Annotated in this window: 3 protein-coding genes; 2 read left to right on the forward strand and 1 reads right to left on the reverse strand. The window is 64.6% G+C overall.

Annotated features, from left to right (window positions below):
• Positions 1–422: 422 nt before the first annotated feature.
• Together ASC48_RS19190 and ASC48_RS19195 are read left to right on the forward strand one after the other, a co-directional pair.
• Positions 423–1,346: a dihydrodipicolinate synthase family protein gene (locus ASC48_RS19190; protein WP_055457264.1), complete on the forward strand. Its 924-nt coding sequence runs from the start codon at positions 423–425 to the stop codon at positions 1,344–1,346.
• Positions 1,346–2,122: an SDR family oxidoreductase gene (locus tag ASC48_RS19195; protein WP_055457265.1), complete on the forward strand. Its 777-nt coding sequence runs from the start codon at positions 1,346–1,348 to the stop codon at positions 2,120–2,122. The genes ASC48_RS19190 and ASC48_RS19195 overlap by 1 nt, the downstream gene beginning before the upstream one ends.
• 33 nt (positions 2,123–2,155) lie before the next feature.
• On the opposite strand, the gene ASC48_RS19200 is transcribed toward ASC48_RS19195, so the two are convergent.
• On the reverse strand, positions 2,156–3,046 hold the full coding sequence (locus ASC48_RS19200) for a LysR substrate-binding domain-containing protein (RefSeq protein WP_244270122.1): 891 nt from the start codon (positions 3,044–3,046) through the stop codon (positions 2,156–2,158).
• Between the last annotated feature and the right edge of the window lie 78 nt (positions 3,047–3,124).

A 3,124-nucleotide genomic window follows, 5' to 3' on the forward strand; every position in this document is an offset into this window, starting at 1 on the left:
ATTCAGCCACAAAAGCCACCCTGCCGGGAAGTCTCGGGAACAGCGTTCCCGCCGCCAGCGACGTTGCCGCCGTCGATGAACAGGCTTATACGCAGACCCACCGGACCGGTCAATCGCTTTCGTGACGATTTTTTGCGAGGCGGATGAATTTTTGACGGCGGCATGTGGACAACCTCCCCGCACCCACCCCTCAACCCCGCAGAATTCTGCGGCTGCAAGGGGCATGACAGTTTTCAACAGGCTCTTTCAAAAAACTTTGCGGCCAGCCCGCGCCCGGCAGAACCTCCTGATCCTGCTGCATAAACCTTCTGTTAAGCCCTGCCCCGAGGCCCCCGCCGCCGGTTTCTGCTGACAGCTGCAGCTGAAAAATGCAGTCTGCCTTTCCACCGGCCGGACGACGGCCAGCATCACGGGAAACACCAATGACACGACTGACAGAAGCGGCGAGCGGGGTCTATGTGATCGCCGCTACGCCGTTCACCGAAACGGGTGACATCGACTTCAACAGCTGCGACCGCATGGTCGATCATTATCTCAATGCAGGCGCCACCGGACTGACGCTGCTGGGCATCATGGGCGAGGCGCCGAAGCTGACTTCGGACGAGTCCGCCGCCATCGTGCGCCATATATTGAAGCGGGTAGATGGAAAGGTGCCCATCGTGGTTGGCGCCTCGGCCCCCGGCTTTGCGCAGATGCAGGACCTGACCGCCCGCGTCATGGATATGGGCGCGGCCGGTGTCATGGTTGCCCCTCCCGGCTCCCTGCGCACCGACGACCAAATCGTCAACTATTATATGCAGGTGGCCGAGTTCCTCGGAGATACCCCCTTCGTGCTGCAGGACTTCCCGCTCGTGACGGGTGTGCAGATCTCCGTTCCGGCGCTCGCCCGCATCTTCAATATCCTGCCCACCGCCGTCTGCCTGAAGCATGAGGACTGGCCGGGGCTGGCCAAGATCACCGCCCTGCGCAAGGAGGGCACGCTGAACCGGCGCATCTCCATCCTGTGCGGTAATGGCGGTGTCTTCCTGCCGGAGGAGATGGAGCGGGGTGCGGATGGCGCCATGACCGGCTTTGCCTATCCCGAGATGATGACGGGCGTCGTTGAAAACCACCGCAAGGGCGATATGGAGCGGGCGCGGGATCTGTTCGATGCCTACCTGCCGCTGGCCCGGATGGAACAGCAGCCCGGCGCCGGTCTCGCCATCCGCAAATACATCATGTACCGGCGCGGCATTCTGGCAAGCCCTGCACTGCGCAAACCCGGCGCGCCGCTCGATCCCCTGTCCCGTGCGGAAGTGGACCGGCTGATGGCCCGCCTTGAGAAGCGTCTGAAGGAGTTGAACTGATGGATCTTGGACTGAAGGGCAAGCGCGCCCTCGTATTGGGTGCAAGCCGCGGCCTTGGCCGGGCGATTGCCGAGGAACTCGCCCGGGAAGGCGCGCATGTGATCGCCGCGGCCCGCACCAGCGAGGCCATCGAAGCCTGGGCCGGTGCAATTCCCGGCGCGCAGGTCACGCCGCTGAAACTGGACCTCACCGATCTCTCCGCCATTGACGCGGCGCTGGACAAGCTGCTGGCGGAAGGCGGGGTGGATATTCTCGTCAATAATATCGGCGGCCCTCCTCCCGGCCCGGCCCTGACCATGGACCGCAGCCTGTGGATCCAGCACTTCGAGGCAATGGCTGCCAACCTCTTTCATCTGTCGGGCCGGCTGGTGCCGCAGATGCAGAAGAAGGGCTGGGGCCGCGTTATCACCATTGCCTCCTCCGGCGTGGAACAGCCGATCGCCAATCTGGCTCTTTCCAATGGCATCCGCGCTGCCGTCACCGGCTGGTCGAAGACGCTGGCTGCCGAAGTTGCCCGGGACGGGGTGACCGTCAACGTGGTGCTGCCGGGCCGCATTCTGACGGCGCGGCTGGAGGAACTGGATGCGGCGGCTGCCAAGCGCACCGGCCAGCCCGTGGAAGAGGTGGCGCGCGCCTCGGCGGAAGCCATTCCGGTTGGCCGCTACGGCCGCCCGGACGAGTTTGCCGCCATGGTGGCTTTCCTCGCCTCGGAGCGGGCGTCCTATGTCACCGGCTCGCTGATCCGCGTGGATGGCGGGGCCACCCGCAGTCATTGATAACCCAAAGCGTGACCGGAGAAGCCGTTCCGGTCACGCTTCCCCCGCGACCTTGACGATCCACTCCCGGAAGGCGCGGATCTTGCGATTGTTCCTCCGGCCTTCCGGATAGACCAGCCAATAGCCCTCGCCATTGCTGACCACGAGATCAAAAGGCTGCACCAGCAGGCCCCGCTCCAGTTCTTCCCGGTAGAAATCGGGCGTGAGAATGGCCACCCCCTGCCCGGCCACCGCCGCCTGCGCCTCCAGCACCTGCGCCCCCATCTGCGAGCGCGAACGGGCATCGAGTGCCACCGCATCATACCCGGCAGCCTTGAACCAGACCTGCCACCAGGGATCGCTCGGGTCGATGATCTTCAGCTTCAGGAGATCTGCCGGTTCCCGGACACCGCCAATGGAGGCGGCAAGGCGCGGGCTGAGCATGGGGGTGAAAGGTGCGGGCTTGATCAGATGCGCCGCCAGTCCCGGCCAGTTGCCAAGCCCCGCACGGATGGTCACATCCACAGCTTCGCGGGCAAAATCCACCTGATGGTTAGACACGTCGAACCGGACGGCAAGTTCCGGGTGCTGAAGCTGAAAGGTGCCGATCCGCTGGGCCAGCCAGCGGGCGGCAAAGGTTGCACCGCAATTGATCACCAGCACGCCCTGCGCTTCCTGCCGAACGCTGGAAAACGCCCCCCGGATGAGATCGAAAGCCTCCGTCACCGGCCCGGCGAGACGGCGGCCCAGTTCCGTCAGCTCCACCTGACGGGCCTTCCTCAGGAACAGCGGCCCGCCGGAACGCTCCTCCAGCAGCTTGATCTGATAGCTGACGGCGGCCTGTGTCATCCCCAGCTCTTCGGCGGCCCGGGTGAAGTTGCAATGGCGGGCGGCGGCCTCAAAAACGCGGAGCGCCGCCAGAGGAGGCAAGTGATCGGCCCCCACGGACGGGTCCAATTTGATTGTTAGTGCAATGATGGTCGTGGCGCCAGCGCGGGCGGCATTGCTGGTTGGGGTTGCAGG

Origin of the sequence: Pannonibacter indicus (assembly GCF_001418225.1) — a bacterium.
GTDB lineage: Bacteria > Pseudomonadota > Alphaproteobacteria > Rhizobiales > Stappiaceae > Pannonibacter > Pannonibacter indicus.